Source organism: Brevundimonas sp. AC546, from assembly GCF_979258305.1.
Genome location: NZ_OZ409849.1, coordinates 1688629 through 1713055, shown reverse-complemented (window position 1 = coordinate 1713055; position 24427 = coordinate 1688629). Strand labels below are relative to the sequence as shown.

General features: G+C 66.5%; 23 protein-coding genes and 1 tRNA gene. 9 read left to right on the top strand and 15 right to left on the bottom strand.

The annotated features are described in order from the left end of the window. Positions 1-70: 70 nt before the first annotated feature. A complete protein-coding gene (locus tag ACZZZD_RS08470) occupies positions 71-2143 on the top strand; it encodes an alpha/beta hydrolase family protein (RefSeq protein WP_463434244.1) in 2073 nt (690 codons plus the stop codon). A gap of 1 nt (position 2144) precedes the next feature. Here the strand turns inward: ACZZZD_RS08470 and ACZZZD_RS08465 are convergent, their stop codons facing one another. Both ACZZZD_RS08465 and ACZZZD_RS08460 read right to left on the bottom strand, forming a co-directional pair. Then, positions 2145-2531: a type II toxin-antitoxin system VapC family toxin gene (locus ACZZZD_RS08465; protein ID WP_463434243.1), complete on the bottom strand. Its 387-nt coding sequence runs from the start codon at positions 2529-2531 to the stop codon at positions 2145-2147. After that, positions 2528-2773, bottom strand: coding sequence for a type II toxin-antitoxin system Phd/YefM family antitoxin (locus ACZZZD_RS08460; RefSeq protein ID WP_463434241.1), 246 nt, complete (start codon positions 2771-2773; stop codon positions 2528-2530). The genes ACZZZD_RS08465 and ACZZZD_RS08460 overlap by 4 nt, the downstream gene beginning before the upstream one ends. 123 nt (positions 2774-2896) lie before the next feature. Here ACZZZD_RS08460 and ACZZZD_RS08455 point away from each other — a divergent pair, with 123 nt between their 5' ends. Beyond that, positions 2897-5008, top strand: coding sequence for a S9 family peptidase (locus ACZZZD_RS08455; RefSeq protein ID WP_463434239.1), 2112 nt, complete (start codon positions 2897-2899; stop codon positions 5006-5008). Between the two features lie 75 nt (positions 5009-5083). On the opposite strand, the gene ACZZZD_RS08450 is transcribed toward ACZZZD_RS08455, so the two are convergent. Continuing rightward, entirely contained in the window at positions 5084-5395 is a 312-nt protein-coding gene (locus ACZZZD_RS08450; protein WP_463434237.1) for a hypothetical protein, read from the bottom strand. A 232-nt stretch (positions 5396-5627) separates the two neighbouring features. Here ACZZZD_RS08450 and ACZZZD_RS08445 point away from each other — a divergent pair, with 232 nt between their 5' ends. After that, a complete protein-coding gene (locus ACZZZD_RS08445; RefSeq protein WP_463434235.1) occupies positions 5628-7619 on the top strand; it encodes an AsmA family protein in 1992 nt (663 codons plus the stop codon). 78 nt (positions 7620-7697) lie between these two features. Further along, positions 7698-8549, top strand: coding sequence for an alpha/beta hydrolase (locus ACZZZD_RS08440; protein WP_463434234.1), 852 nt, complete (start codon positions 7698-7700; stop codon positions 8547-8549). 17 nt (positions 8550-8566) lie between these two features. Here the strand turns inward: ACZZZD_RS08440 and ACZZZD_RS08435 are convergent. The 6 genes from ACZZZD_RS08435 to ACZZZD_RS08410 all read right to left on the bottom strand — a co-directional run bounded on the left by ACZZZD_RS08435 (position 8567) and on the right by ACZZZD_RS08410 (position 12747). Then, positions 8567-8651: transfer RNA gene (locus ACZZZD_RS08435), tRNA-Leu, on the bottom strand. Positions 8652-8699: 48 nt separating this feature from the next. Next, positions 8700-9497 (bottom strand): hypothetical protein, encoded by a 798-nt coding sequence (locus ACZZZD_RS08430; RefSeq protein ID WP_463434232.1) that lies wholly within the window; start codon positions 9495-9497, stop codon positions 8700-8702. Beyond that, entirely contained in the window at positions 9494-10030 is a 537-nt protein-coding gene (locus tag ACZZZD_RS08425; RefSeq protein WP_463434230.1) for a CcdC protein domain-containing protein, read from the bottom strand. Before ACZZZD_RS08425 ends, ACZZZD_RS08430 begins: the two co-directional genes overlap by 4 nt. A 60-nt stretch (positions 10031-10090) precedes the next feature. After that, positions 10091-11110 (bottom strand): fumarylacetoacetate hydrolase family protein, encoded by a 1020-nt coding sequence (locus ACZZZD_RS08420; RefSeq protein WP_463436102.1) that lies wholly within the window; start codon positions 11108-11110, stop codon positions 10091-10093. A gap of 57 nt (positions 11111-11167) precedes the next feature. Beyond that, positions 11168-11446, bottom strand: coding sequence for a hypothetical protein (locus ACZZZD_RS08415; protein WP_463434228.1), 279 nt, complete (start codon positions 11444-11446; stop codon positions 11168-11170). A gap of 233 nt (positions 11447-11679) precedes the next feature. Next, positions 11680-12747, bottom strand: a complete 1068-nt coding sequence (locus tag ACZZZD_RS08410; RefSeq protein ID WP_463434227.1) for an isoaspartyl peptidase/L-asparaginase family protein — start codon at positions 12745-12747, stop codon at positions 11680-11682. Between the two features lie 901 nt (positions 12748-13648). On the opposite strand from ACZZZD_RS08410, the gene ACZZZD_RS08405 reads away from it, so the two are divergent. Further along, entirely contained in the window at positions 13649-14362 is a 714-nt protein-coding gene (locus tag ACZZZD_RS08405; protein ID WP_463434226.1) for an HXXEE domain-containing protein, read from the top strand. Between the two features lie 315 nt (positions 14363-14677). Continuing rightward, the gene (locus ACZZZD_RS08400) at positions 14678-16117 is read left to right on the top strand and encodes an IS1182 family transposase (protein WP_463432959.1); all 1440 of its coding nucleotides are present in this window, start codon (positions 14678-14680) and stop codon (positions 16115-16117) included. A gap of 560 nt (positions 16118-16677) precedes the next feature. On the opposite strand, the gene ACZZZD_RS08395 is transcribed toward ACZZZD_RS08400, so the two are convergent. From ACZZZD_RS08395 to ACZZZD_RS08380, 4 genes are all read right to left on the bottom strand, one after another. Further along, the gene (locus ACZZZD_RS08395; RefSeq protein ID WP_426022211.1) at positions 16678-16863 is read right to left on the bottom strand and encodes a hypothetical protein; all 186 of its coding nucleotides are present in this window, start codon (positions 16861-16863) and stop codon (positions 16678-16680) included. Continuing rightward, complete coding sequence (hppD, locus tag ACZZZD_RS08390) at positions 16864-17964, bottom strand: 4-hydroxyphenylpyruvate dioxygenase (protein WP_463434224.1); 1101 nt, start codon at positions 17962-17964, stop codon at positions 16864-16866. 142 nt (positions 17965-18106) lie between these two features. Next, positions 18107-19216: a DUF5694 domain-containing protein gene (locus ACZZZD_RS08385; RefSeq protein WP_463434223.1), complete on the bottom strand. Its 1110-nt coding sequence runs from the start codon at positions 19214-19216 to the stop codon at positions 18107-18109. A gap of 95 nt (positions 19217-19311) precedes the next feature. Continuing rightward, entirely contained in the window at positions 19312-19950 is a 639-nt protein-coding gene (locus ACZZZD_RS08380) for an exopolysaccharide biosynthesis protein (RefSeq protein WP_463434221.1), read from the bottom strand. 100 nt (positions 19951-20050) lie between these two features. Between ACZZZD_RS08380 and ACZZZD_RS08375 the strand changes: the two genes are divergently transcribed. The 3 genes from ACZZZD_RS08375 to ACZZZD_RS08365 are packed head-to-tail and all read left to right on the top strand — an operon-like array spanning position 20051 to position 21778. Further along, positions 20051-20626, top strand: coding sequence for a YqaA family protein (locus ACZZZD_RS08375; RefSeq protein WP_463434219.1), 576 nt, complete (start codon positions 20051-20053; stop codon positions 20624-20626). Positions 20627-20664: 38 nt separating this feature from the next. Beyond that, positions 20665-21210 carry a disulfide bond formation protein B gene (locus tag ACZZZD_RS08370; RefSeq protein WP_463434218.1) on the top strand — a complete coding sequence of 182 codons (546 nt, stop codon included), beginning with the start codon at positions 20665-20667 and terminating at the stop codon, positions 21208-21210. Positions 21211-21214: 4 nt separating this feature from the next. After that, a complete protein-coding gene (locus ACZZZD_RS08365; protein ID WP_463434216.1) occupies positions 21215-21778 on the top strand; it encodes a demethoxyubiquinone hydroxylase family protein in 564 nt (187 codons plus the stop codon). Between the two features lie 162 nt (positions 21779-21940). Here the strand turns inward: ACZZZD_RS08365 and ACZZZD_RS08360 are convergent, their stop codons facing one another. Both ACZZZD_RS08360 and ACZZZD_RS08355 read right to left on the bottom strand, forming a co-directional pair. Next, positions 21941-23143, bottom strand: coding sequence for an acetyl-CoA C-acyltransferase (locus ACZZZD_RS08360; RefSeq protein ID WP_463434215.1), 1203 nt, complete (start codon positions 23141-23143; stop codon positions 21941-21943). A gap of 257 nt (positions 23144-23400) precedes the next feature. Further along, a complete protein-coding gene (locus ACZZZD_RS08355) occupies positions 23401-24306 on the bottom strand; it encodes an SDR family NAD(P)-dependent oxidoreductase (RefSeq protein ID WP_463434214.1) in 906 nt (301 codons plus the stop codon). Positions 24307-24427: the final 121 nt, after the last annotated feature.

Here is a 24427-nt window from a genome sequence, read left to right as displayed (position 1 = left end):
GACGGCTTGGGCGCTTGGCGATGCGGCGGGCGGCCCCTATCAAGGTCGGCAAACCTGTGGGGATTGAGACATGACGCGTTCACGCTGGATGGCGGCCGCCGCCTTTGGAACCCTGATGCTGGCCGCCGCGCCTGCGTTCGCTCAGCAGGCGGCGCCTGCGCCGGTCGAAGCGACAGCGCCCGCTTCGCGTGGCTTGTCGCTGAAGGATCTGGCGATGATGGAGCGGGTCAGCGAGCCGCGCGTCTCGCCGGACGGACGCCAGATCGTCTACGCCGTGCGCACCACGGACTGGGACGGCAACAAGGGCGTCAACGGCCTGTGGCTGGCCGACGTCAACGGCGGCGAGCCGCGCAAACTGGCGATTTCCGAAGGCGGCGCCTCGGGCGCGCGCTGGGCGCCGGACGGCGGGGCGATCTATTTCCTGTCGTCGCGGGGCGGATCGAACCAGGTCTGGCGCACGGATGCGGCCGGGATGGCGGCGGCCCAGGTCACGACCCTGCCGTTCGACGTCTCGGGTTTCCGCATCGCGCCGGACGGCAAGTCGCTGGTGCTGGCGGTCTCGGTCTTCGTCGATTGTGACACCCTGGCCTGCACCAAGACGCGGCTGGACGCGCGTGGCAAGTCGACGATCCAGTCCTATGACCGGCTGCCGCTGCGCGACTTCGATCACTGGGTGGATACGCGCCGCACCCATCTGTTTGTCCAGCCGCTGAACGGATCGGGCCTGGGGGGCGGCGAACCGCGCGATCTGCTGGCGGGCCTGGACGCCGATGTGTCGGCGGGCAATTCCAGCTTCGACATTTCGCCGGACGGGCGGACGCTGGTCTACGGCACCCAGACGCAAGGCGCGGGTGAGCCCTTCACCAGCAACAGCGACGTTTTCCGTGTGGCGCTCGACGGCGGCGCGCCGGTCAACCTGACCGAGGCGAACAAGGGGCCGGACGGCAATCCCGTCTTTTCGCCGAACGGTCGCCAACTGGCCTGGCTGTCGGCCCCGCGCGAGAATGTCGGCGGCGATCAGGCGGCGGTCTGGCTCGCGAACGCCGATGGCTCGGGCGCGAAGAAGCTGACCGATTGGGATCGCGGGGCGGGCGGCCTGCAATGGCGCACCGACGGCCGATCGCTGCTGGTCTCGGCGGCGGACGAGGGCCAGAACCGGCTGTTCTCGGTCGATGCACGCAGCGGCCGGGTCACGCCCCTGACCGGGACCGGCACGGTCGGGTCTTATGAAGAGGTCGCAGGCGTCCTGGCCTATGCCCAAGAGAGCTTCGTCGCCCCGGCGCAGGTCTTCGTCCACGCCAATGGCGAGCCGCGCCAGATCAGCCGCCAGAACGCCGAGGTGCTGGCCCAACTGGACCTGCCCAAGGGCGAGGCCTTCACCTTCGCGGGCTGGAACGACGAGCCGGTGCAGGGGTGGGTGTTCAAGCCGGCCGGGGCGGTCGAGGGGCGGCGTTATCCGGCCGTCTATCTGATCCATGGCGGGCCCAAGTCGCCCTGGACCGAGAGCTTCTCCTACCGCTGGAACCCGCAAGTCTATACGGCCGCCGGCTATGCGGTGGTGATGATCAACTTCCACGGCTCGCCCGGCTATGGCCAGGCCTTCACCGACGCCATCAACGACCATTGGGGCGACCGGCCGCTGGAGGATCTGGAGAAGGGCTGGGCGGCGGCGCTGGCGAGCAATCCTTGGATCGACGGCGACCGGGCCTGCGCCCTGGGCGCCTCCTATGGCGGCTATATGGTCAATATGATCGCCGGAAAGTGGAACGGGCCGTGGCGCTGCCTGGTCAACCATGCGGGGGTGTTCGACGTGCCCCAGCTGATGAACGCCATGGATATCGGCAACTTCATCCACGAGTTCGGCGGGCCGAGCTGGGAGCGCAAGGAGGTCTACGACGCCTTCAACCCGGAGACCTTCGTCGGCGACTGGAAGAAGCCGATGCTGGTGTTGCACGGATCCAAGGATTTCCGCGTGCCGATGGAACAGGGTCTGGCGACCTTCTCGGCCCTGCAGCGCGAGGGGATCCCCAGCCGCTTCGTCCATGTGCCGGACGAGAATCACTGGGTGCTGAAGCCCCGCACCTGGGTCGACTGGCAGCAGGAAATCCTGACCTGGGTCGGTCGCTATACGGCGGAGCAGTAAGTCACCAGATTCGGGCCACCCCGAAACTGTCGAACAGGCGCTCGTTGGACACGAGCGTCAGTTCGTTCAGCAGGCCCTGGGCGATCAGCAGCCGGTCGAACGGATCGCGGTGGGCATTATCCATGCGGCCGGCTTGCGACGCCTCGCGGGCGGTTATGGGCAAGATCGCGAACCCTTCCAAATCGACCTCGGCTTCGAAGCGCTCGGCCAGCGGCGCGGCCTGGGGAAGGCGGCCCATGCCGTGTTTGAGCGCGATCTCATAGGCCGAGACCGCGCTGACGAAGACCGTATTGCCGCCGTCCTGTATCGCCGCCTGGGCGGTGTGGCTGAGGCCAGCCTCGCCGGACACCCACCAGATCAGGGCGTGGGTGTCGAGCAACAGCCTCATTCGCCGCGACCCTCCCAAAGGCGCAGTTCATCCTCGGGCAAGGGGTCGAAGAAACGCGCATCCATCGCCACGACGCCCCTGAGCCGCCCCGGCTTGCGATCAGGTTTGGCGGCCGGCTCGAATGGCACGATCCGCACGGCCGGTTTGTCGCCGCGGGCGATGACGACCTCTTCGCCGCGTTCGGCGGCGGCGATCAGTTTGGACAGGTGGGTCTTGGCGTGATGGACGGTGACGGTGGTCATGTCGTGCTCCCCGACTTCAAGTGGGTCCAACCATCTTAGCTAAGTCGGTCGTTCGCGACAACTTCCGCCCGGCGAACGGCGGTGCTACGCCTTGCCGCAGCAAGATTTCCGAGGAAGAGCTTGATGCGTCACCGTTCCCTTCTGTCCGCCGCCTGCGCGGCTGTCGCTCTGATGAGCGCCGTTCCGGCCCAGGCCCAGGTTCCGCCCGCGCCGGTTCCCGCAGCGCCCGCGACGCCCGACGCCTTCACCTATCAGGACATGATCACCGCCAACCGGCTGGGCGATCCGCAGGTTTCGCCGGACGGCCGCTATGTCGTCTATTCGGTCACCACCACGGACGTGGACGCCAACCGACGCGCAGGCAGCCTGTGGATCCTGGACCTGACCACGCCGGACACGGCGCCGCGTCGCCTGGCCATCTCGGACCAAGGCGCCAACACCGCGCGCTGGGGCGGGGACGGCAATCTGTATTTCCTGTCGGGCAAGTCGGGCGCGAGCCAGGTCTGGCGTGTGGCCTCGCCCACGTCGGCGCCGGTGCAGGTGACCAATCTGCCGACCGACGTGAACGCCTATCGGATCAGCCCGTCGGGCGACAAGGTGGCGGTGTCGCTGGCGGTCTATCCGAACGCGGCAGACCTGAACGCCTCGGTCGAACAGGGCAAGGCCATCGCCGAAGGCAAGACGACCGGCCAGGTCTATGACCGCATGTTCGTGCGTCATTGGGACACCTGGAACGACCACACCCAGAACCACCTGTTCGTCCAGTCCATCGGTCGCGACGGCAAGGCGACGGGAACGCCGGCCTGGATCACCAAGGGCTTCGACGGCGATACGCCCTCCAAGCCGTTCGGCGACGAGAGCGAGTTCGTCTTCACGCCTGCGGGCGACGCCGTGGTCTTCTCGGCGCGTCTGGCGGGCCAGACCGAGCCGTGGAGCACCAACTTCGACCTGTGGAAGACCAACGGCCTGTCGGGCGACGGGACCTTCACCAACCTGACCGACGACAACGACGCCTGGGACACCGGCCCGGTCTTCTCGCCGGACGGGCGGACCCTGGCCTATCGCGCCATGGCGCGGCCGGGCTTCGAGGCGGACCGCTATCAGATCGTGCTGATGGATGTCGAAACCGGCCAGAAGCGCGAGATCGCCTCGAACTGGGACCGGTCGGCGGATACGCTGCAATGGTCGCGCGACGGCCAGACGCTGTACACGACGGCGGGCGACGTCGGTTCGACCAGGCTGTTCTCGGTGGATACGCGCAACGGGGTGGTGACGCCGATCACGGGCGCGGGCCACGTCTCGGCCTTCCAGCAGACGCCCTCGGGCTTCGTCTTCGCCCAGGACAGCCTGCGCGAGCCGGGCGACCTCTATTTCAAGACCTATCTCGGCCGCGAGATGCCGCTTCGCCTGACCCAGGCCAACCCCGCCTTCGCCGCCAAATCGTTCGGCGAATACGAGCAGTTCAGCTTCCCCGGCTGGAACAACGAGACGGTCCACGGCTATGTCATCAAGCCGGTCGGCTATGTCGAAGGTCAGAAATATCCGGTCGCCTTCCTGATTCACGGCGGGCCGCAGGGTTCGTTCGGCGACGGCTGGTCCTATCGCTGGAACCCCGAGACCTATGCCGGCGCGGGCTATGCGGTGGTGATGATCGATTTCCACGGCTCGACCGGCTACGGCCAGGCCTTCACCGACGCGATCAGCCAGCACTGGGGCGACCGCCCGCTGGAAGACCTGCAGAAGGGCTGGGCGGCCGCGCAGCAGAAATACAGCTTCCTGGACGGCGACAACGCCTGCGCGCTGGGCGCGTCGTACGGCGGCTATATGATCAACTGGATCGCCGGCAACTGGTCCAATGAGTTCAAATGCCTGGTCAACCATGACGGCGTGTTCGACACCTTCGGCATGGGTTATTCCAGCGAGGAGCTGTGGTTTACCGAATGGGAATACGGCGGCACGCCGTGGGACAATCCCGAGGGCTATCAGAAGTTCAACCCGGCCAACCATGTCGAGAACTGGAAGACGCCAATGCTTGTCGTCCAGGGCGACCGCGATTTCCGCATTCCGACGGCCCAGGGCCTATCGACCTTCACGGCGCTGCAACGTCGCGGCATCGATAGCCGCCTGATCGTCTTCCCCAACGAGAACCACTGGGTGCTGAAGCCCGCCAACAGCCTGCAATGGCACAACGAAGTGTTCGGCTGGCTGAACAAATACCTGACGCCGGCCCGCTGAGGCGGCATCCAGGGCAGACGAAAGGGGGCGCGGTCGAAAGGCCGCGTCCCTTGTCTTATGAACTCGGTCTCTGGCTCAGAGCGACGCGCGTGTCTGGGTGGAGGCGACCAGCCGGTTGTACTGGTGTTCGGTCATGCAGCGCGGCGTAGCCCAGCGCTGGCCGTTCTGGCGGGCGGCGACGGCTTCCTGCGCGGTCACGAATACGGGCGCAGCGCCGAACTCGCGCTGATAAGCGCGACGCGTGGCTGTGTCGGTCTTGCACATCATGACTGCCTGAAGGCCGGGAGCACGAACGGCATCGTGGCGCTGCGTCTGCTGGGCCAGGCTGGGCGTCGCGGCGGCCGCCAGGGCGGCGATGATCAGGGCGGGCGTGAGAAAACGGGTCAACGGGGCATCCTCCATGGCCTGAATTAAGATCAGGACTCTGACGAAATATGCGCCGATATTCTCGTTTGTAAAGATTATGCGACAAGTCTGCGTCAAATAGACGACGATCAACGATAGGTTGACCCCGCGGCGCCAAACCGAAGCTGATGCGTTTCCTCTGGCTGACGGAGACGAGCGATTGTCGAACCCACGGAATTGGCGGACTTTTAGAGCTGACGTGCATCAGAGGGCCATGGTCCCCGCTGGTGCACGCCTGCGGTCCTGGCGCGACTGGATTCGCGATAACGACCCCGTCTATGCGGCGGCGCGGCGGCCCGGTTGGGCGGAAAAATGGGCGGCGGGGGTCGTGCTGGTCCTCGTGGCTGTCGTGGTGCTGTTCCTGGCCCTGTTCGACTGGAACATGCTGCGCGGTCCCATCGGCCGCTGGGCCTCGGTCAAATATGATCGCCAGATCGCCCTGACGGGGGATCTGGACGTCAACCTGTTCAGCTGGACCCCGTCCACCGTGGTGCGTGGTCTCAAGATCGGCGGGCCGGACTGGGCGCGGGAGCGCGATACGGCCGATGTCGATGAACTCCGCGCCTCGGTCAGGCTGAGAAAGCTGCTGGCCGGCCAGATCGAGATGCCGTTGCTCAGCTTCACCCGACCCAAGGTGGTGCTGATCGCGACCAAGGACGGTCGCAAGAGCTGGGAGCTGAACCCGAACAAGCCCGACAATGGCGAGGGACTGAAGCTGCCGGTCATTCAGCAACTGATCATCACCGACGGTCAGCTCTTCTTCGACGAGCAGCGGCGCGGGTTGACGCTGGAAGCGGCCGTCAATGCGCGCGAGGCGGCGGGCGGCGACGCCGGCTTCCTGCTGGACGGCCAGGGCACGGTCAACGGTTCGCCCCTGACGCTGAAGGTGCAGGGCGGTCCTTTCGTTAATATCCGGCGCAACCGACCCTATCAGTTCGAGGCCAACGTCAGCGGAGCAGGGTCGTCGCTGACCGCAAAGGGCGCGATCACGCGGCCGTTCGACCTCGGCCGTTTCGACGCGACCCTGACGATGCAGGGGCGCGACCTGTCCGATCTCTATCTGCTGACGGGGGTCACCCTGCCCAATACGCCGCCCTATCGGCTATCGGGTGCGCTGAACCGCAATGAGCGAATCTGGACCTTCAAGGACTTCGACGGACGCGTCGGCGCATCCGACCTGTCGGGCGAGGTGCGGGTCGATTCCGCCCAGCGCCTGCGCGTGGATGCGCAACTGACCTCGCGCCGGCTGGACATCGACGACCTGGCCGCCGTGCTGGGCGCACGGACGCAGACCAATGCGGCCGGTACGAACACCGAGGCCCCGGTCGCGGTCGGCGGCAAGCTGCTGCCCGACGCCAAGCTGCAGACGGAACGCCTGCGGACCATGGACGGGACTCTAACGTATCGCGCCGCCTCGGTGAAGGCGAACGAGATGGACATTCGCGCCGTCGATCTGGGCGCGGACCTGAAGGACGGTGTTCTCAAGCTCGACCCGATCAGCTTCAACTTCAACCGGGGCGAACTGAACGGCACGGCGCGGATCAATGCGACGCGGGAGACGCCCTACAGCACGGTGGATCTGCGGCTGGCCGGCTATCCGCTGGAATCGATCATTCCCGCCCGCAACGGTTCGGTCCCCTTGAGCGGGCGGGCCCTGGGCAGGGCGAAGTTGGAGGGACCCGGCGCCTCGATCCATGATTTCGCCGCGGCGTCCAAGGGCTCGCTCAGCCTAGTGGTGCCGAACGGTCAGATGCGGGCGGCCTTCGCCGAACTGCTGGGCATCAACGCCAGCGCCGGTCTGCTGAAACTGCTCAGCGGCGATCAGTCGACCAGCCAGATTCGCTGCGCCGTCGCCGATTTCAACGTCAGCGGCGGCACGGCGACCGCGCGCACCTTCGTCATCGATACCGATGTGGTCCTGGCGCAGGGCAAGGGCACGATCGACCTGGGCGCCGAGACCATGAACCTGCGCATCGAGGGCGAATCCAAGAAGCCGCGCCTGCTGCGTCTGTGGGCGCCCATCACCGTCTCCGGCCCGCTGACGGCGCCCAAGGTCGGCGTCGATGTCGGCGAGGTGGTGTCGCAGGGCGGGTTGGCGGGACTGCTGGGCGCGGTGGTGGCGCCGGTGACGGCCCTGTTCGCCTTCGTCGATCCGGGCCTGGCCGAAGACGCCGACTGTGGTCGACTGATCGCTAACGCCAGGTGATATGGAGCGCGGTAATCATCGGGACCAAGAAGACCGAATCGGCGGCGCGAACGTATTGAGCGCGATGGAACCTTGCACATGACCCGCCGTGGCCTGTTCGCGCCCGCCCTGGGGCTTCTCGCCGCCGCCTGCTCGCCGCTGGGCCTGCTCAACAGCCTGGGGCCGAGAGACGGGGGTGCGCGCCGCGTCGCACGCGACATCGCCTATGGCGACGATCCGCGCCAGCAGATGGATATCTACGCCCCGATTGCGCCGGGGCCGTATCCGACCCTGGTCTTCTTCTATGGCGGCGGCTGGGATTCAGGCGTGCGCAGCCAGTACGGCTGGGCGGCCCAGGCCCTGGCCGCGCGCGGGTTCGTCGTGGCCTTGCCGGACTATCGCGTCGTGCCCCAGGTGATCTTCCCGGCCTTCATCGAGGACGCCGCCGCCGCCACGGCCAAGTCGGCGGATGTGGCGGCTCAGTATGGCGGCGATCCCGCGCGCCTGGGCGTGCTGGGCCATTCGGCCGGCGCGCATCTGGCGATGATGATCGCGCTGGACCGGCGCTATATGGCCGCCGTCGGTCGGCCCGACCTGATCAAGGCGGCGGCGGGGCTGGCGGGGCCTTACGACTTCCTGCCGTTCGACGTGGCGGCGTCGCAAAACGCCTTCGGCCGCGCGCCCGATCCGACCCTGACCCAGCCCGTCACCTTCGTGCGCGCCGACGCCCCGCCGCTGTGGTTGGGCCACGGCACGGCCGACACGGTGGTCCACGACGAGGACACCATCATTCTGAACGATCGGATGCGCGCGGTCGGCGGCCGCTCGGAGGCCAAGCTCTATCCAGGCCTGGACCACGCCGACCTGATCGCGACCTTCTCGCCCCTGTTCCGCAAGAAGGCGACGGTCCTCGCCGACGTGGCGGGGTTCTTCCACCGTGAGCTGGGCTGATCAGATTTTAGAGAAGGTGGTGCGGGCGGCCGGGGTCGAACCGGCACTCCTTTCGGAACAGGATTTTGAATCCAGCGCGTCTACCAATTCCACCACGCCCGCAGAGGCCGCCTCATGCCACAGACCCACGACGCGGGTCCAGAGGGCTTGTTACTGCATGATGAAGTTGACGCGGAACGCCATCATGCGCGGCGCCGTCGGTTGGTCGCCGTCATAGGCGACGGTGGCGTTTCTGGCCGCATTCAGGACAGCCTCGCCGAATCGGCCATCGCCCGGATGTTCGGTCTCGATCACGCAGTCGCGCAGCTTGCCGTCCGGCTGGGCGACGCAGGTGGTTACGGCGAAGCCTTCCGCATAGCGGCTTCTGAAGGGATAGGTCGGACGAATGCGCCGGTCCCAGCGCATGCCCACCTGGAGGCCGTCTTCGCCGATGGCGTCCAGCTCCTGGTCCCGCGGATCCAACAGAGGGCGATCACAGGCGCTCAGCGTCTCATCGATCGCCGAGCCTGACGCCGGCAGTTCAAGATCGTAACGCAGGTTGCGACCCTCGCCGCCGCCATTGGGCACGACGATCTGAAGGCGGCCGCCCTGACGCAGCTCGCGCGCGAAGGGGGCGGGGAAATCCGCCACGACCGCCGTACGGTCCGTGGTCACGTTCCAGCGCCACTCCGACCCCTCCTCATCACGGAAGGTCAGCCCGAGGGCGCGGGTCTTGGTGCGACGAGGTGTTTCAGGAAGGCCGGCCAGAAGGGCCGAATAGCCGCCGTTCACGCAGCGTGTGGCGATGGACAGGCCGGCCGTGGTGGTGACGTAGGCGATGGTGGTCTTCTTGGCCTCGTCCTTGACCAGATCCCAATCGGCGTCAGCCGGAGCCTGCTGCGCCAGCGCGCTTCCGGCGCAAAGGAAGCCGGCCAGGGCCGCCGAGCTGATGCTGGCGCTCGGCTTCACGCCACGACCTCCACATGGCTGTCCGTGCCGCCGGCCTGGATGCGTTTGGCGCGGATGTACATTTCGACGCGTTGCATGACGATCAGGCCCATGGCGAAGACCAGGAAGGCGTCGGTCACGGCCATGGCGTTCAGGTGCCATTGGGCGGCGTGACTTTCGATCAGGTCGCGCAGCAGCGACCGGCCCGCGAAAAGCACGACCAGCAGGATCAGGCCCAGCGGCGAGGCCTGGGCCATTAGCGAGCCGTCCGGCTCCTTTTCGATGGTGACGGTCTTGCCGCGATACCAGCCGGCGATCCCGCCCAGAACGCCGCCGATGGCCAGCACGGCCCAGGCGTCGGGGCCGAACGGCGCGTGGGCCATGTGGGGGTTCTGAGCCGTGCCCCATAGCCCGAGGCCAATCAGCGGCAGGACGATGGCCGGCATGACCCACAGCAGATGCGGCTTCAGCACCCGCTTCCTGCGGTTCTTCAGCAGCACGACCACCAGCATGATCGGGATCATGAGCAGCGGGATCAGTTTTTCAGGCGGCACGTCGTCTCTCCCCAGGACTTTTCGGCCTCCCCCGAGGCCAGCGTGATCAACCTAATGCCGTCAAACGTCGCTGGAAAGCGGTCCGACCATCTGTTCGATGGCGCCGAAGATGGAGTGGTTGCGGTCGTCCAGCATCTCGATCCGCACCGTGTCGCCGTGCTTAAGGAAGGGGGTCTCGGCGGCGCCGCGCAGGATCGTCTCGACCGTGCGGACCTCGGCGATGCAGCTATAGCCCAGGCCGCCTTCGGACACCGGCTTGCCGGGGCCGCCGTCCGCGTCCTTGTTGGACACGGTGCCCGAGCCGATGATGGTGCCGGCGCCCAGCGACCGGGTCTTGGCCAGGTGGGCGATCAGGGTTCCGAAGTCGAAGGTCATGTCCATGCCGGCGTCGGCCTTGCCGAAATCGGCGCCGTTCAGTTGGACGTTCAGCGCGCCGTGCAGCTTGCCGTCCTGCCAGCGGTCGCCCAGGGCCTGCGGCGTAACCAGGACGGGCGACAGGGCGCTGGCGGGCTTGGACTGGACGAAGCCGAACCCCTTGGCCAGTTCGGCGGGGATCAGGTTGCGCAGGGACACGTCGTTGACCAGGCCGACCAGGCGGATGGCGGCCAGGGCCTGATCCCGCGTCGCGCCTTGTGGCACGTCGCCGACGACCACGACGATCTCGGCCTCAAGGTCGCAGCCCCAGGCTTCGTCTGCCAGGGGGATGGCGTCGCGCGGCGCCAGGAAGCCGTCGGAACCGCCCTGGTACATCAGGGGATCGGTCCAGAAGGTGGCCGGCATTTCGGCGCCGCGCGCCTTACGCACCAGTTCGACGTGGTTCACATAGGCTGATCCGTCCGCCCACTGATAGGCGCGGGGCAGGGGCGAAGCGGCCTCGTGCTCGCGGAAGCGGCCGCGCGGCACGCCCTCGTGCTCCAGGCTTTCGGCCAGGGCCTCCAGCCGGGGACCGCACTGGTCCCAGTCATCCAGCGCCGCCTGCAGCGTCGGGGCGATCAGGAAGGCGTCGGTGAACCAGTTCAGGTCCTGCGAGACGACGACGAGGCGGCCATCGCGGCCGTGCTTGAGCGAGGCGAGTTTCATCATCTAGGCCTAGACCGAAATCGGGGGATTGGAAACCGAGCGCCGATCACACGCCGCTTACCCGGTGGGCGTCAGCAGGGCGCGGGCCTCGGCGCCCCCCGCTGAGCCTGGGCGGGCCGCCGCGTCGCGCACCTCGACCTCGACGATGACGCCGCCCTCGGGATCGACGGCCCAGAGGTAGCGGCGCTCGACCTCGACCGTGCTGCCGGAGGGGGCGAAGCCTTCGTAGCTGTCGCCCCAGGGGGTGATCTTCTTCAGCTCGACGAAGGGCATGGCGCAGGCGGCGTCCAGCTCCTCCTGGGCCATCACGGTCAGTTCGTCATCGGATGCGGGCATGGGCTCGGTCTGGAAAAGAGAGTTCTGAAACATCTGAATAGTCTGAAATGGGCTTTCGTCATCCTCCGACAAGTCGCGCCAGCGGCGAAGATCGGGGGACCCAGCGGCGCGCGAGAGCGCGAACCTGTCGCGGCTTCGGTCGTCCGACAGAGTGCGTCGGATGGATTTCGCCTTTGGCGCCGCTGGGTCCCCCGGTTCCGCTGCGCGGCCCGGAGGATGACGAAAGAGAGGGCTCACGGCTCGTCGGCGTAGATGGCGACGCGGGCCGGGCCGGTCGAGGACACCGCGCCGCGATACATGCCCGAGGTGGACATGGCGAAGGCCGGGGCGCCGCCCGTGGTCATGACGATGACGCCGCCCAGCCCGCCCAGGGACTTCGCCTCGTCGATCTCGGCCTGGGCGGCTGCGGGCGCCGCCGTCGTGCCGCCGATTTGGGCGCCGATCCGGGCGCAGATGTCGCGCGCCACGGTGGCGCGGATGAAATATTCGCCGTCGCCGGTTGCCGACACCGCGCAGCCGTCGGCGTTGGAGGCATAGGTGCCCGCGCCGATGACCGGCACGTCGCCGACCCGGCCCCAGCGTTTGGCGGTCATGCCGCCGGTCGAGGTGGCGGCGGCGAGACGTCCCTGAGCGTCCAGGGCCACGGCGCCGACCGTGCCGAACTTCTTCTCGTTCAGGGGCGGGGCGATCTCGGCGCCTTGGTCGCCGGGCACGGGCGCACCGGCGGAGCGTTCGGGGACGGGCAGGCCGGCCTCGGTCAGGGCCTTGACCAGACCCTGCCATCGCCGTTCGGTGAAGAACCAGGACGGATCGACCTGTTCCAGCCCGACGGAGGCGGCGAAGGCGTCCGCGCCGGGGCCGATCAGCATGACGTGCGGCGACTTCTCCATCACCGCGCGCGCGGCGGCGATGGGGTGACGGGTGGTGGTCAATCCGGCGACGGCGCCGGCGGTCAGGTCCGAGCCATTCATGACGGCGGCGTCCAGTTCATTGCGGCCCGCCGCGGTGAAGACGGCGCCGCGCCCGGCGTTGAACAGGGGATCGTCCTCCATGACCTCGACGGCGGCCTGGACCGCGTCCAGCGCCGAGCCGTCACGCGCCAGCACGGCCGAGCCGGCGTCCAGCGCGCGCTGCAGCGACGCGCGATAGGCGGCGTCCTGCTCAGGCGTCAGGCTGGACCGCTCGATCACGCCTGCGCCGCCGTGGATGGCAAGGGACCAACGCGGGGCGGCGTCCTGGGCGTGGGCCGAGGAAAAACACAGTGCAAAGAGTGCAATCAGTCCGGAATAGGCGGCGCGCATCGTGAAATCCCTCCAGGCGCCAAAACAGGGTGCGGTTCGTGCACTTCCCTCAGGGACGCCGGTCAGTCGCAGTCTAACCCAGCGCGGGAGCGTGTCAGGTCGATTGGCTGAATAAAAGTGAAAATGCCGCGAAGTCAGAGTGTTGAAGATCAACGATGCGACGGCTCGCCTATTCGAAAGGGCGCCCGTCGTCCGAACGTGTCGCATGACGCCACGGCCGATCCAGCGTTGGAGTGCTGCCAGTCCCGCTCACTTCGGCACAGGCGGCTTTTCGTGATGTGCGATTTGGAAGTCTGAAGCGCAGGACCGCTTTCAGACTGACTGCTTACGCCGCAAACCGACTCATCGCAGACACTGGTCACTTCCGCTAAACGGGGAGTGGCCGGATAAGCGGGGAGCCCATGGGACGCCACTACAGGACTGCCATCTACTGGTTCGGCGGTATGGCAGCAGCGCTGGCGTCACTTGCCGTCTGGAGCACTAGCTACATTGCAGGGATGAGCTTGGCTCTGGTTGCCGTTGCTTTCTTGGGAGCGGCGTTAGGTATGCGCTGTCCTCGATGTGGGTTGGGCGTCGATAGCCGAGAGCGCGCTGGCTACGAGGTTGGTTATCTGCCCTCAGCCGATTGCCCCAAGTGCGGGCGTTCGCGGCGAGGCGTATGGCCCTTCCAGTTTCTGCTGAGACCCGAGCGGCCGTAGGTCCGCTATCCACCCTTAGACGAACTCGGGGAGGTCCGCTCTCCGGTGCTGGCAGCAACGTCCGCTCCAGGGCGGTTCGCAAATGACCGCCCTCGACCCATTGCGGACACTGATCGCAACTGGCGGCTCGTTTGTAGTTCAACGCTTCCTGTCATACCCCACCTGTGTTCACTTGCGGATGACCGAGGGAAGAGGTTTGCGGAATGGCGTGGTTTGATCTTGCTTGGCCGTGGATCGGTTTGGCGATTGCCGTAGCGGTCGGGGTCGCCCTGCTTGTTAGTCCGCGCACGCGGACGACCGGATCGGGTTCTCGCTGGCGCGATCCAGTTTGGCTCGCTTGGCTGGCCGTGCCGCTCTACCTCCTGCATCAGTTCGAGGAGTATCCGCTGCATATCGACCCGATGGACGGCGCCTACGTCATCATCAAAACCGTATGCGAGGCTCAAGGATACAGCTCCTACGCGACCTGTGGGCTTCCGATGGCCCACTTCTCTGTCGTCAATATCGCCCTTGTGTGGATGGCGGCTCCGATAGCTGCCTTGCTCTGCCGCCGAAATCCTGTGATCGGCCTCACCTATTACGGGTTCATTCTGGCGAATGGCCTGCTCCATGTCGTGACGGGCATCGCCGCAGGTGCGAACTTGCTTGCCAGTCCGGGCGTTGTCACCGGGGCTCTCCTGTTCTTGCCGATATCAGCATGGGTGATCTACGTCAGTTTGAAGGACCGGATCATGAGCGGCAAAGGGCTGGCCCTGTCCTTGGGGGCCGGTATCGCAGGGCATATCGGACTAGCGGGGGTCTACGCCTTCCACAGAGTCGGCGGTGACATCGGTATGCTGGTGGGAGATGTCGTCATCGCGTTCCTGCCCATCCTCCTGACCGCTTGGCTCTCGCGGGCCGTCAGCGGATCAAAGTGAGCTAGTCGTAACGTGCCCCTGCACCTATTGTCATCCCTCAGATGGCCTACCTTACAAGTGAGTCAGGACGGCGGTTGAAGGTTGTCGTCGTCCAAGCCGAGACCAACGATCAAGGCGCCGTGCTTGGAATGCGCGACGCTGCTGGCAAAGCATACGTGGCGACGGAAGCCGAAGTTCAGCTACTTGGCCCGGTGCCCCCGCGCTAACGTCCGCCTTTTGCCCGCGAGCGAACTGCCGCTCCCGACCGAGGCTGTGTGAAAACGCCTCCCGATCGAGCGAATTAGGTTAGCCTCTTGCGGTCAGCAGGAGGTGGGTATGAGCCGCTTCGTTCAGGGTGCAGATCGCCGGCAGCAGACGCTGCTTCCCGAGTGTCTCGACGACTATGTGGCCGAGGATAATCCGGTCCGGGTGGTCGATGTCTTCGTGGACGAGCTGGATCTGAAGGGTCTGGGCTTTGAGGGCATGACACCGGCGGCGACGGGCCGACCGGCCTATCACCCGGCCATGCTGCTGAAGCTCTACGTCTACGGCTATCTGAACAAAGTGCAGTCGAGCCGCCGTCTGGAGCGTGAGGCGCAGCGCAACGTCGAGCTGATGTGGCTGACGGGGCGGCTGGCGCCGGATCACAAGACCATCGCCGACTTCCGCCGCGAGAATGGTCCGGCGATCCAGGCGGCCTGTGCGCAGTTCGTGGTTCTGTGCCGCCAGCTTGGCCTGTTCGGCGCGGCCTTGGTCGCCATCGACGGCTCCAAGTTCAAGGCGGTGAACACCCGCGACAAGAACTTCACCGTCTACAAGGTGAAGCGGCGGATCGAGCAGGTTGCCGAGCACATCGCCAGCTACCTCGAGGACCTCGATACGGCCGATCGGCACGAGGGGGATGGCGTGGAGGCACGGTCGGTGAGGCTGGTCGAGAAGATCAATCGGCTCCGCGCCCAGATGGCGATGCTCAAGGCCATGGAAGCCGAGGTGGAGGCGTCGCCGGACGGCCAGGTCTCCCTGACCGATCCCGACGCTCGCGCCATGGCGACATCAGGCCGGGGCAGCGGCATCGTCGGTTACAACGTCCAGTCCGCCGTAGAAGGCGAGCATCACCTGATCGTCGCCCACGAGGTGGTGATGACCGGCTCGGACAAGCAACAGTTGGCGAACATGGCGGGTCAGGCCAAGGACGCCATGGGCGTGGAAAGGCTCGATGTGCTGGCGGACCGAGGCTACTTCTCCGGCGAGGAGATCCTGGCCTGTGAGGCCCTGGGCGCGACGCCCTTCGTGCCAAAGACGCTGACGTCGGGCGCAAAGGCGAATGGACGCTTCGGCAAGCAGGACTTCGTCTATCTGCCTGATCAAGACGTCTACCGTTGCCCGGCCGGCTCCCTGCTTCCGTACCACATGACCGTCGTCGAAAGAGGCATGACGCTGCATCGATACTGGGATCGGGCCAGTTGCACAGGCTGTGGCATCAAGGCTCAGTGCACGCCTGCGGTCGAGCGCAAGGTCACCCGCTGGGAGCATGAGGCGGTGATCGATGCCCTGCAAACCCGGATGGACCTGAGGCCCCGAGCCATGCGTGAACGGCGAAGCCTGGTCGAGCACCCGTTCGGCACGATCAAGGCCTGGATGGGTCACACCCACTTCCTGATGAAGCGCCTGCCCAACGTGAAGACCGAGATCGGACTCCATATCCTGGCCTACAACATGAAGCGGGTGATCGCGGTGCTGGGCGTCAAGCCTCTGATGGAAGCGATCAGAGCCTGAAAGAATGGCGCTGCGCGCCTCAATGCCTGCTCTGGTTCAAACCAGGTCCGCGCGTTTTTACACGGCCTCGACCCATTGCGGACATTGGTGAAAGTCGCCAACCTCAAGCTATGCCGAAGGCTCATCCTCCGCTGCCGCTCAAAGAACCCGCTCCTCTCACTGCCGAGGAAGAGCAATATGTTCTGAAGACCATCCGGGCATACTACGGAAAAGACGCCGTAGTTCGAAACTGGGGGCCAGATCCCCGTCGCCTGATGCTTCATGTCGAAAGCGACCGGGATATCGGCCTCGACCGTTACGAATGCCTCGGACTGCTCATGTGTGAGATTGTCCGCGATGAAATCCGTCTGGACGCCTCAGGGCCAAGTGGCAGGTGGAAACGAGACAAGACGGCCTACCGGCAGGGCGTGATCCTCCCGACAATTGTGAGCAGCTGATCGTAGGTCCTCTTTCCACCCCTAGCTGAAGTTCAGAGCGTCGGCTGATGGGCCGGGCCAGCCAACGTCCGGCTTCGGCGGCGGATGCCTATTTGCGAATCAGAGCAGCCCAGTCCAGAATCCTCACCCCCGGTGATGCAGCCGCTTCCACACCTGATAGCCGACGATGGGGGCGAAGCCGCAGATGAGGGCGGCGATCAGGACCATCCAGAAGCCGCCGCCCAGCCAGTATTCGCCGGCCAGGGCCCCGGCGCCGGCCGCCAGGACCGGGCCGAGCCAGGGCAGCCAAGACGGCGGCCGCATCTGCATTCAGGCGTCGACCTTGATGACGCCGCGACGGATCTGGTCCAGTTCGATGGAATCGAACAGGGCCTGGAAGTTACCGTTGCCGAAGCCCTCGTTGCCCTTGCGCTGAATGATCTCGAAGAAGATCGGGCCGAACGTGTCCTGGGTGAAGATCTGCAGCAGCAGGCCGTCCTCGTCCGAACCATCGATCAGGATGCGGTTCTTGCGCATCCGCTCCACGTCGTGCCCGTGGTTGGGCAGGCGTTTGTCGATCAGTTCGAAATAGGTCTCGATGGTGTCCTGGAAATCGACGCCGCGTTCGCGCATGGCCTCGACCGTCTCGAAGATGTTCTCGGTGGTCAGGGCGATGTGCTGGATGCCCTCGCCGTTGTAGCGACGCAGGAACTCCTCGATCTGGGAGTTGTCGTCCTGGCTTTCGTTCAGGGGGATGCGGATGGCGCGGTCGGGCGCGATCATGGCCTGCGAGAACAGGCCGGTCGCCTTGCCCTTGATGTCGAAATACTTCTGCTCTTCGAAGTTGAAGACCGAGCCGTAGAAGCCGGACCAGGTGCGCATCTCGCCGCGGCGGACGTTGTGGGTCAGGTGGTCCAGGATCTCCAGGCCCATCGAATTCTTGCGCTCGGATTCCTCCCAGCCCTTGATCTCGTCCCAGGCGTCATACAGCGAGCCGGCGTCGCCATACTGGTCGATGACGTAGAGCAGGCTGCCGCCGATGCCCTCCAGGATATAGGGATAGTCGCCGCCCAGAGCCCCGCCCGAGACACCTTGCGCCGGCTTGGCGCCGCGCTCGACCGCGCCCTCATAGGCGGCCTTGGCGTCGGTGGTGCGGAAGGCCATGCCGTTGGCGGACGGGCCGTGATCCTTGGCGAAGGTCTCGGCCTGTCCCTTGGGCGAGCGCTGGACCAGGAAGCTGATGTCGCCCTGCTTCAGGCGGACCACGTCGGTCCTGGGGTTCACGTGCGTCTGGGTGAAGCCCATCAGCTCCAGGCGCGAGATCATCGCCTTGGGCTCGGGGCCGGTGAATTCAACGAATTCGAAACCGTCGACGCCGAGGGGGTTTTCAAGGTCGAGCTTTTCGACCTGAGCCTGGGTCATGTCGTTCATGGCGCGTCTCCCGCACAGATTTTTGAGGCGGGCTTAACCGAAAGGGGCCGCCGATTGGCGCGGAACCTAGTCACAGAAGGCGACGGAGCCAAGACGAAGCCACGGGGACGTGATGAACAGCGCCCCGCAGCGCCTCATGCGATCAGCGCAGCACGGGCTCCGGATCGACCAACCGGACGTCGTGCATCATGTCCAGATAGGCCTCGTAGTAGCCCGTATGCGACGCGCCGACGATGGTGAGCATCCGCGCGCCCGGATAGCGGCCGAGCACATCGCGCATGTTCGCGACCATCCGCAGGTTTCGGGTTTCCCAGAAGCCAACGTAGCGGCGGCCATAGCCCTTGCCCGACGGCTCCGTCAGCGCGGCGCCGAAGTCGGACTGGTAGGTCAGCAAGGGCCCGTCGGGCGTATTGTAGGCGCGGTACATCTGAAGCAGGCCGTCGGGCTGGGCGAGGGCGGCGCCCAGCCGCTCGTCCGTCGCCCGCCGGGCGTGGCTGGCGGGATTGTCCCACGCCTTCATGATGGCGGCGCCATACGCCTCGGCTTCCGCAGGATCGGCGCCGTCGGGCGTATCGGCGGAATGATCGTCGACTGCCCAGAGACGTTCCAGCCCAAGCCGGGCCGCCAGCGGGGCCGCGATCAGATAGGTCTCGTTCCGCTGGTCCTTGATCCGGTCCAGCGTGGTGACCAGGGCGGCGTTCAGACCGTCCTGTGCGGTCCGGTCCTGAGGCGAAAGACGAAGCCATTGCACCAACGCCGAGCCATTCTCTCCCGCCGCCAGGAAAACCGCCGCCAGATGGCGTCGCTGGGCCGGCGAAGGCTGCGCAGGCCAGTCCGCCAGAAGGCGTTCGGCCTCCGCATTGGCGGCTGGCACGTCCAGGCTCACGGCTGCATTGGCGGCGGCGGTGTCCTGGCAATAGGTCTTGATGGTCTCTGCATAGCGCGACGGATAGCGACGCAGGCTGTCGCACTGCAGGCCCGACAGGTCTTCGGTCGCGATGACGGTGGGGCGCCACGCCGCCAGCCGATCCATCAGCGGCGTCAGCATGACCGGCCGGAAGGCGTCGTCCATGTTGGACAGATGCGGCGTGCCCAGCACCAGCACCTCGTTCAACGTCCCCGCAGGCGGCCCCTTCAACTGATCAGGATGGAAGTCGGGACGGTAGTCGTGGGCGACGGCAGGCAGGGCGGCCGTCGAAAGCAGCGCGATCAGGGCGAGGCAGGACGACAGAGAACGGCGAGACAGGAACATGGATTTGGGCCAGGAGCGACATCGCGCCGATCGCGACGCCCGAACATCCGACAGAACAGCCCCGCTTACCCGTTAAACTTTCGACAGACGGCCCTTCACCCCGGCAGCCACCGCGTCGCCCATTCGGCGCCCATCAGCAGGCCGGTCGCCAGGACGCCCAGGATCGACAGCCAGACGGTGGTGACCGCGCAGCCGGCGAGGACGAACAGGCCGTCGCGCTGGATCAGGCCGACCGACAGCAGGGCGAGCGCGACCGACGGGATGGTGTTGGTCAGGGGCATGACGATGGTCAGGGTCGCCAGGATCATGAAGACGGCGGCCAGTTTCTCGCCCGGTCCGTCGGCGAAGCGGCGCAGGCGGGGGCGTGACAGCCGGTCGATCCAGCCCAGTTTCGTTTCGGCGAAATCGGCCATGGCCTTCAGCCACTTGCCCTTGCATCTCAGGTTCAGGAACCAGCGCGGCAGCCACGGCTCCTCGCGCCCGACCAGCATCTGGCCCGCCAGCAGGATGACGATCAGGCCGACCACCTGCGGCACGCCATAGAGACCCGGAACCAGACAGGGGATGGAGAGCAGCAGGATCAGCAGCCCATAGGCGCGCTCGTCCAGCCGGTCGCGGATCTCGTGCAGGGTCAGGCCAGCCTCGCCGCCGTCCTCGGCCAGCCGCCGCAGCAGGCGGGTGATATTGTGGCTGACGTCATCCTGCTGCGAGGCGGGCGGGGAAGGGGCGATCATGGGATTTCGCTCTAGCAGTTGACGGCGACGGCTGAGGATGACGGAACGCCGCAGGGGTGGTAACGCGCCAGTCCGCCCTGCGGCCCCTCTAAGGATCACCATGCTTCGCCAGCTTTACGACCGCGTCTTCGATCTGGCGCGCAGCCGCCATGCGACGAAGGCCCTGGCCGTGGTCTCCTTCGCCGAGAGCTCGTTCTTTCCCATTCCGCCCGACGTGATGCTGGCGCCGATGATCCTGGCGCGGCCGGAGCGGGCCTATTTCTACGCCGCCGTCTGCACCGTCGCCTCGGTGCTGGGCGGGATACTGGGCTATGCGATCGGCTATTTCCTGACCGATCTGGGCCTGGCGATGATGCGGTTGCTGGGCCATTCGGACGGTCTGGCGCAGTTCCGCGCCTGGTTCGACCAGTGGGGGCTGTGGGTCATATTGATCAAGGGCCTGACCCCGATCCCGTACAAGCTGGTGACCATCGCCTCGGGCCTGGCGGCGTTCAGCTTTCCGGTCTTCATGGCCGCGTCGGTGGTGACGCGCGGGGGGCGGTTCTTCCTGGAGGCCTGGATCCTGAAACGCTGGGGGGCGGCCATGCTGGCCCAGGTGGAGAAGCGGCTGGCCCTGTGGAGCGGGATCGCCCTGGTCGTGCTGGTCGGACTGATCGTCGCCGTGAAGCTTCTGTAAGTCGACGGCGGCTTCGGCGCGCGGTAAGGCTTTTCGCGATGATCGATGCCTATCGCCTCCTGACCCGTTGGTGGACCGCCTTCGCCCTGGCCGCGTCGCTGGCCATGCTGGGCGCGGCCCATGCGTTCGAGCGGTTCGGCGGGCTTGAGCCCTGCAACCTGTGCCTCAAGCAGCGCGAGGCCTATTGGGGCGCGGCGGCGGTGGCGGCGGTCGCCACGGCCTGGACCTTGTTGAGCGGCAGCCGGCGCGGCACGCCACGGATCGCCGCCTTCCTGCTGGCCGCGATCTTTGCGACCGGCGCGGTTACGGCAGTGTTCCACATGGGCGGCGAGTACAAGTGGTGGGCCTTGCCCGCGACCTGTTCGTCGGTCGGCGGGTCGGTCGATCTGGACAGTCTGACGGCGCTGGCCATGGGCACCGGGCCGGTGGTCAAGGTGATCGGCTGCGGCGACGTGGCCTGGAGCTGGCTGGGCCTGTCGATGGCCGGATGGAACGCCCTCGTCGCCTCGGCGCTTGCGGTGTTCAGCCTGCTGGCCGCCAAACGCCCCAAGGACGCCCGCGCCCCCCGTATCGAGAAGGCCTGACCTGATGAGCGGCTCCATTCCTCTTCCCCGTCCTGGTCGCGGCGCTGACAAGGCGCGGATGGACGAGATCCTGCGGGTCGATCACGCCGGGGAATACGCCGCCGTCCTGATCTATCGCGCCCAGAAGGCGGTGTTCGAGGGACGCAAGGGCAAGGGCGAGATCGTCCATGACCTGGGCGAGATGCAGGACCAGGAGGCGGTGCATCTAGCGCGCTTCGACAGGCTGCTGAACGAGCGGCAGGTGCGGCCCACGGTGATGACGCCCCTGTGGCGGATTGCGGCGAGCGCCCTGGGCGCCGGCACGGCCCTGATGGGCGAAAAGGCGGCCCATGCCTGCACCGAAGCGGTCGAGAGCGTCATCGAGAAACACTATGCCGATCAGATCGCCGAGATCGGCGAGCGCGACCCGGCCCTGGCGGCCGAGCTGAAACAGTTTCGCGAAGAAGAACTGGCGCACCACGACCACGCCATCGAACACGGCAGCCGCGAGGCGCCGGCCTATCGGCTGCTGAGCGGGGTCATCAAGGCGGGGTGCCGGGTGGCGATCAAGGTCAGCGAGCGGGTGTAGGCCGTCTCCTCCCCACTTTGTGGGGAGGGGGACCGCGCGTAGCGTGGTGGAGGGGCTCTTGAAGCGCCACCGATCTCCGATACGTCGCAGACCCCTCCGTCACGGCGCTGAAGAAGCGCCGCGCCACCTCCCTATCGCTCCGCGACGGAGGAGACGGGAACCTCAATAAATCTCGAACAGCCCGGCCGCACCCATGCCGCCGCCGATGCACATGGTGACGACGCCGTATTTGGCGCCGCGACGCTTGCCCTCGATCAGGACGTGACCGGTCATCCGGGCGCCGGACATGCCGTAGGGATGGCCGATGGAGATGGCGCCGCCCGAGACGTTCAGCAGCTCGTTCGGAATGCCCAGGGCATCACGGCAATAGAGGACCTGGACCGCGAAGGCCTCGTTCAGCTCCCAGATGCCGATGTCGTCCACCGTCAGACCGTGGCGTTTCAGCAGTTTGGGCACCGCATAGACCGGGCCGATGCCCATTTCGTCCGGCTCGCAGCCGGCGACCGCCATGCCGCGATAGACGCCCAGCGGCTGAAGGTTGCGCTTCACCGCCTCGCCGGCCTCCATGATGACGCAGGCCGAGGCGCCGTCCGACAGCTGCGAGGCGTTGCCGGCGGTGATGAACTCGCCCTGCTGGATTTCCTCGCCGGCGCCGAACACAGGCTTAAGCGACTTCAGGCCTTCCAGTGTCGTCTCGGGCCGGTTGCCCTCATCCTTCGACAGGGTCACTTCTTTCGATGAGGTCTCGCCGGTCGCCTTGTCGGTGACCAGCATTGAGGTGGTCATCGGCACGATCTCGGCGTCGAGCCGACCCTCGGCCTGCGCCGCCGCCGTGCGCTGCTGGGACTGGAGCGCATATTCGTCCTGGCGGTCACGGTCGATATTGTAGCGCCGGGCCACGACCTCGGCCGTCTCCAGCATCGACATATACATATGAGGCGCCAGCTTCAGCAGGGCCTCGTCCTTGCTGCGGTACAGGTTCATGTGCTGGTTCTGGACCAGGGAGATGCTCTCCAGCCCGCCGCCGACCGCCATCTTCTGCTGGTCGAAGACCACCTGTTTGGCCGCCGTGGCGATGCCCATCAGGCCCGAGGCGCACTGGCGGTCCAGGCTCATGCCCGGCACGGAAGAGGGCAGGCCAGCGGCCAAAGCGATCTGGCGCGCCACGTTCGTGCCGGTCGAGCCCTGCTGCAGGGCCGCGCCCATGACGACGTCCTCGATCTCGGCCGGGTCGACGCCGGCGCGCTGGACCGCGTGTCTGACCGCATGGGCGCCGAGCTGCTGGGCCTGGGTGTCGTTGAAGGCCCCGCGATAGGCCCGGCCGATCGGGGTGCGGGCGGTGGAGACGATGACGGCTTCGCGCATGAGTTTCTCCTTGGGCTATCGCCCTTCGGGCTGCTTGAGCCCATTCCTGTTTGGCCTACCGCGCTTCGCGCTGCTTGAGGCCGGTTTCCTCTGGATGGAAGTTAGGCGCCTGCCGCCACGTCAACGCAAGACACGATCCCACACCCTCGTCATCCTCGGGCTTGACCCGAGGATCGGATGTTCCGCCGCAGGTGCGAACGGGCGAGGCATAGATCGATCGACGCCCGGTCCTCGGGTCAAGCCCGAGGATGACGCGGTTAGGCGTGCGCCTTCTGGGCCTTGGTCAGTTCGATCATGCCCTGGGCGGCGCCCATGTCCGGGACGATCTCGCCGGCGCGGTCCGAGATGGCGTCGAAGCGGACGGCGACCTGTTCGGGCGCATCCTCGCCGGTGATGAAATCGCCTTGCGTCAGGCTGACATAGGCGCGTTCGAACCCGCCGGCGCCGGCAGCCAGGATGGCGCGGCTGGGGGCGTCGCGGCTGACTAGATACAGCAGGCCCGGCGTGACCAGGGCAGGGGACAGGGCCTCCAGCGGCAGGGCGGCGCCCAGGTCCTCGGTCATGCGGGTGTGGGCGGTGGGGGCCAGGCAGTTGACGCGGATGTCGTTCTTGGCCCCCTCGATCGACAGGGTCTGCATCAGGCCGACCAGGGCCATCTTGGCCGCGCCATAGTTCGACTGGCCGAAGTTGCCATACAGGCCCGACGACGAGGTCGTCATCACGATCCGGCCGTAGTTCTGCCCCCGCATGATCTCCCATACCGCCTTGGTGCAGTTGACCGCCCCCATCAGGTGGACGTCGACGACGAAGCGGAAATCCTCGATCTCCATCTTGGCGAAGCTCTTGTCGCGAAGCACGCCGGCGTTGTTCACCAGGATGTCGATCCGACCCCATTTCGCCATCGCCTGATCGACCATTGTCTGAACAGCCGCATAGTCTGTAACGGAGGCGGCGTTGGCGATGGCCTCGCCGCCGGCCGCCTCGATCTCGGCGACCACCGCCTCGGCGGCGCCGGCCGATCCGCCCGAGCCGTCGCGCGCGCCGCCCAGGTCGTTGACCACCACCTTGGCCCCCCGCGCCGCCAGCGCCAGGGCGTGCTCGCGCCCCAGGCCGCCGCCCGCGCCCGTCACGATCGCCACCTGTCCGTCAAACCGCATCGCCATAATCTTTTCCTTTCGCAGGCGCCCAATGTGTTGAAACGGCGCCACAGTCGTCACAATCCTAATCCGAGAGCGGAACCGTGCGCCAGCCACGCCGTTCGGCTCGGGAACGCTGTGCCTATGT